Annotated in this window: 4 protein-coding genes; 1 reads left to right on the forward strand and 3 read right to left on the reverse strand. The window is 55.8% G+C overall.

Annotated features, from left to right (window positions below):
• Positions 1-282: 282 nt before the first annotated feature.
• On the reverse strand, positions 283-915 hold the full coding sequence (locus ACQR2C_RS32565; protein ID WP_434864318.1) for a peptidoglycan recognition protein family protein: 633 nt from the start codon (positions 913-915) through the stop codon (positions 283-285).
• Positions 916-1,766: 851 nt separating this feature from the next.
• Entirely contained in the window at positions 1,767-2,120 is a 354-nt protein-coding gene (locus ACQR2C_RS32570; RefSeq protein WP_315805873.1) for a hypothetical protein, read from the reverse strand.
• A gap of 140 nt (positions 2,121-2,260) precedes the next feature.
• On the opposite strand from ACQR2C_RS32570, the gene ACQR2C_RS32575 reads away from it, so the two are divergent.
• Positions 2,261-2,665 carry a hypothetical protein gene (locus ACQR2C_RS32575; protein WP_315805872.1) on the forward strand — a complete coding sequence of 135 codons (405 nt, stop codon included), beginning with the start codon at positions 2,261-2,263 and terminating at the stop codon, positions 2,663-2,665.
• 10 nt (positions 2,666-2,675) lie between these two features.
• Here the strand turns inward: ACQR2C_RS32575 and ACQR2C_RS32580 are convergent, their stop codons facing one another.
• A complete protein-coding gene (locus tag ACQR2C_RS32580; RefSeq protein ID WP_315805874.1) occupies positions 2,676-3,374 on the reverse strand; it encodes an N-acetylmuramoyl-L-alanine amidase in 699 nt (232 codons plus the stop codon).
• Positions 3,375-4,726 lie beyond the last annotated feature (1,352 nt).

Below are 4,726 nucleotides of genomic sequence, written 5' to 3' on the forward strand. Positions count from 1 at the left end.
AGATGAAACGCCTGACCGCCGATTTCAATCGCGACTGGCCCGACGTGACCCGGACGCGCGAGAGCTTCGTGCTGGCGGAAAGATTTCCAATTGGTTCTTGACTTGGGTGCTTGCTCATCGAGCTGCGGCAGCCATCAATTAGCGAGTGGTCGCCAAAGGCTCGCAATTGTAAGTAATCGACAATGCGCACTCAGACAATAGCCCAGCCTTGTGAGGCCGGTGCTGGATACGGAAATGATGGTCTCACGTGGTCGAGTCCAGCCAGCGAAATATTAAACCCATCTATATCTCCCTCAGGATAGCTTCAATTTCGGGTATCAAGTTTCGCCCGGGGCAGTCGGTAGGGGCATGAAGTTTGTGGATAGTGACGCTGGACGTTGGAAGATTCCAACGAACTAAGAGCCACTTCAAAAGGCCCCGCAATGCCTCTCTTTGCTCTGGGCGTACCGCTTCATGTTCGAAGTCACCCTCGACAGCAATCTGAATGTACCCTCTAGGATCGTAGCCCGTATTAGTGTCACCGGCGAACCTTACATCCCGTCCCTCAGCGATTGAGCCCCTTGCGTCGATATAGAAATGATAAGGTACATCGGGCCAGGATGGTTTTGACTTTGATGGTGAGACTCGACCCGGCGACTGCGAGAATGCCTGCAAGCCGCGCATCTTCGCTTCGATGCTCGTCGAGATGTTACTGCGAACGCCCGTGTGATGTATAATAATACCAATGACAGTCTGGGCTGTCATTCCACCATTTGCCGATTTCGCTCGCCATTGTTCGCGCGAGATGATCTCCGGCTGTGCGCCCTGAGCTTCTGGGGTTCGGTCAGCAGAGGACCGCTCGGTACTGGTCGCGCTGCAATTCGAAAGGGTTGCAGCGAGCGCGAGTAACAAAACAAGCTGCTTCCCCATAGCCATTCCTTCGGGTCTGAAGTTCGAATGGAGCGTATTCGGGTGTTATTAGGAATACCTAGACGATGGTCAGGGCGGCCTAAGCCGGCCGATCGGCACCCAAGTTAGGCGCGATTCAGCAGCTATTTTTAAAGTACGCTGTTGGATATCCGCGCTGCTTGTATCCTTGTGCGGTGCTCTGGGCTGTGTCCCTATTCAGCGGGCCGACTCCAACACAGTACCAGCCGGCGCGGAAGTTGGGATAGTAATTACGAGCATTTGTGTCGATGAGTTGTGCTTGAAGCGCGCCGCTGACTCCACGGGCGACACTTAGATCTTCGGAGCAATATGCTATCGCGTAGTAACCGCACCTGCGGCCTCCTTCCGAGGGCGGGCTCGGCTGCGCAGGGTTGGGTGCTAAAGCGGCGTTGGGCGCCTGAAGCGCAGCGGGTGCTATAGCCGTTGCAGGTCGAGCACTCGAGTTGGCCCTCTCATTTTCAGAGTCGGCCCTTTCCAAGACGGCATTTGCGAAGCAAGGGCTTGAGCCGCTCTTCAACTCCCATACCATCTTGGCTTGAGCATTCGTAGTAAGAATGAGGTAGTAACAGGTAAACCCAGCGCCAGAGATCTGATAGTTTGATCCGCTTTCGCCCCTTGAACTCGTGATGGAGGCCTGACCGAGATTGGGTAAGCTAGCTTCGCGTGTCTGCCCGATCTTGTTGAAGACGATGTGCGGTCCAGGCGGACTGATCGAAACCCACACGCCGTCGAACATTTGCAAGGCATCGTCGGCGAGCGCACTTGCCGAGAAAGCCAATGATACGCTGGTCACTCCGGCAACGAGAAAGACGCGAACGCGCATCGCTCACTGCTCCGCGCTAGGGAGGATCTTTCTTGAAATGCGCAGACGGGAAACACACCGATGAGCCACCTTTGAGCTCCCAGGTCATCTCGCTATTGTTGATCTTGCCGACGAAGTATTGACACGAAAAGCCCTCGCCGGAGACCAGGAAGTTCGACCCGTTCTCGCCGTTTGATACCCGGATGGCCGCCTGTCCTAAGACAGGGAGGCTGGCTTCACGAGAGTTGAGGCCCACCTTGTTGAAGATGAAGTGCGGACCGGGCGGATTGACCGAAACCCAAACGCCGTTGAAAATGTCCAGCGCGTCCGCCCGAGCGTTAGCGGTTGCAAAAACAAGAAAGCACCCGAGAGCGACCAAAAAACAGCGCATTGCGCTTCCCCTTCAGGTTAATATACTAAGCTCAAAAAGCCGTATGCGCGGCATTGCCAAGGCTACAACCACTGCATTAGGATTTCCAGTGTTTTGACGAGGCCCAGACTGAGCATGGAATAAGGGCAGAGGGGGATAGTATGTTGATAGTTAGGGTATGGAAGATTGATTTCTTTTCGAAGCTTCTGGTGGCCGGCCTCTGGGCAGCCTTTTTCCTGCCTCAAGCCCAAGCGCAAACCCAAGGGCTTCTCGATGGTCGGTTGCTCGGCAACTGGCTCAAGAGTGGATCCGGAGACAATATTCGCTTTTTGTCAAATGGTGATTTGAACATTTCGTTTTCGGGGGCGGCAACCGTTTTCAACGGAGTCGGATCGGTCGAGAGGTGTGCCGATGGCGGTGCGAATATTTGCCTGGTCGGGCCGCGTTTTAGGTGCGCCTACCGGTATGCTTTTGCCGGTGAAGGACTAAATCTCTCATTCCGTACGGGTGGGCCGGACGTGGCCTGTAGAGCCGCGGCAGGCGATTACCGGCGGGTGGAGCCCTGAGCGACTGGGGCTACTTCCGATCTGAATTGTGCTCATCGAGCAGATCCGATGGGGCTTTTGATCCATTGGTCCCGCAAAACCGTCCGCTGACGGTTTGAGTGATGGCTTGAGCTATTTGCGCCTGAATTGTCTCCGTTTGAAGATTGATTTCGTCCGCTCGGTTGACGATCACGCCCGCCTCAAGGAGCAGAGCCGGATAGGGAGCGTCCTTCAGCACGGCTAACCGATCATTCAGATAGATCCCGCGCTGCCGATCAATGAGTTTTCGCCCTTCACCGGGAATCTTCATCGCATGGTGCAGCGAAGGCCGCAGTCCTTGCCTGATCAGTTCATCTGCCAAAAGCTGGGCAGCCGCTAAGCTCTCGGCAAACTTAGGAGTGAGCTCAGACAGGAAGATCGAAAAGCCGGAAAATTCGTCGCTGTAGTGGTTTGCTCGTCCGGCGAAGCTCCATTGATGGATAAACAACGGCTGAACTGAATCGTGATGAAGGGAGATAAATAGAGTTGGAGAATAGCGTTTAGCCTGGACGACTCGGTTGAGGAGCTGTTCTTGGCCTATGCCATGTACGACCAGCACGCTCACAAGGTACCCCGACCTTGTAAGTTCTAATGAAACCCTGCGAGCGAGGCTGAGGTTGAACTCAAACTCCGGCACGCCGCGCGCGCTAGTCGCTCCGGGTTGCTCAGGCGTGTGGCCGACGTCCAGCATCACCTTCACGATCGATGTGCAGTGCGGCACGGACACCGACTGTGGTGCTGCGGTGGGTATCAGGGCGATACTGCTAAGGCTGCTCGTGAGAAGCACAGTACGAAGGCAATACAATGCTCGCATGGAGGCCCTGGTCCAAAGCACCGCTTCTAATGCATTTGTCGATGGAGACCGATCCGATCCATCATACGGTTGAGTTCGAAGGAATTGTTAGCAGCCGTCACCACTGCGAAGCCGAGATAAGCAGGCTTTCAACTGGGAAATCCGCCTCGAATAGGCGCTCGCCAAGCAAGTTATATTCGTACCACAGGCATTTCGATCGTTGGACAACCAACTCTTCTCGGTTGCAGCCAATCTTGAAGAGCTTGCCGCGTCACCGTTGCTGCGAGCGTAAGCCTGAGCCGATGTATACAAAGCATCGAGATTTTGATCGAGCTGAGCTAGGCCGTCGTCTGAACAGACAGTTCTTTCCGCCTCATTCAATCGAGCGGAGCAGGAGAAGCTCGGAGAGACGGAGGGGCGAGGCGGTGGCGGAGGCGGCGGTAACGGGGCCGGCGCCGGTACTGGTACCGGGCTATCGGCTTGCTCGAAAGCAGCTGACTTGAAACAGACGTCCCCACCGCTCTTCAGCTCCCAGACCATTCTTGTCCGCTGGTTGGTGGTGAGTATCAGGTAAAAGCAGGTGAATCCTGGGCCCGAGATTCGGAAATTTGATCCGTCTTCTCCATTGGATGGACCTATCGTGGCTTGGCCAAGTATCGGCAAACTAGCCTCTCTTTGACCCAGGCTAATCATATTAAACACGACGTGCGGTCCTGGCGGATTTACTGCCACCCACACACCGTTGAAAATCTGCGTTGGGTCGCCCTGCGCCTGAGCGCCGACGGCTGAGGCCAGGAAGCTCAACGATACCAAGGTAATGGAACGACAAAACACTGTTTGCTCTGAACGTTTCTTCAATTCGGGCACTCAGTCTAATCCGCTCGCCAGCGGCTGATCAAGCTATACTCGACTGGACCGCGTCCGCTCCTCCCGAGGCCGGATCACTATCGCTGCACCATGTCCGATCCTCAAGTGTTGGTCGTCCGAACGCGTAGTTCCCCGCCTATTCAAGGGCTGCCGCGCGAGCGTCGTCCTGAATCGTAGTCGACAACATTGAACATCGGAGCTTCTGAACCTGGCTATGGCATTGAGGTGTATGGTCGTCGCAAGCGTCGCACTCGTCGCAAACCCATCGGCCGCTGCGCCGCCATCAGCCGCGCCGCTCGACGATGGCGCCGCGGTGGAGCGTGCGATCGGCGGCGCGAGATGAAACGCCTGACCGCCGATTTCAATCGCGACTGGCCCGACGT

It is taken from the genome of Bradyrhizobium sp. HKCCYLRH3061, assembly GCF_051168015.1.
GTDB lineage: Bacteria > Pseudomonadota > Alphaproteobacteria > Rhizobiales > Xanthobacteraceae > Bradyrhizobium.

Bases quoted from the DNA above. Each gene is read 5' to 3' on its own strand.
- ACQR2C_RS32565 (WP_434864318.1), bottom strand. From the start codon at position 915: ATGGCTATGGGGAAGCAGCTTGTTTTGTTACTCGCGCTCGCTGCAACC.
- ACQR2C_RS32570 (WP_315805873.1), bottom strand. From the start codon at position 2,120: ATGCGCTGTTTTTTGGTCGCTCTCGGGTGCTTTCTTGTTTTTGCAACC.
- ACQR2C_RS32575 (WP_315805872.1), top strand. From the start codon at position 2,261: ATGTTGATAGTTAGGGTATGGAAGATTGATTTCTTTTCGAAGCTTCTG.
- ACQR2C_RS32580 (WP_315805874.1), bottom strand. From the start codon at position 3,374: ATGCTGGACGTCGGCCACACGCCTGAGCAACCCGGAGCGACTAGCGCG.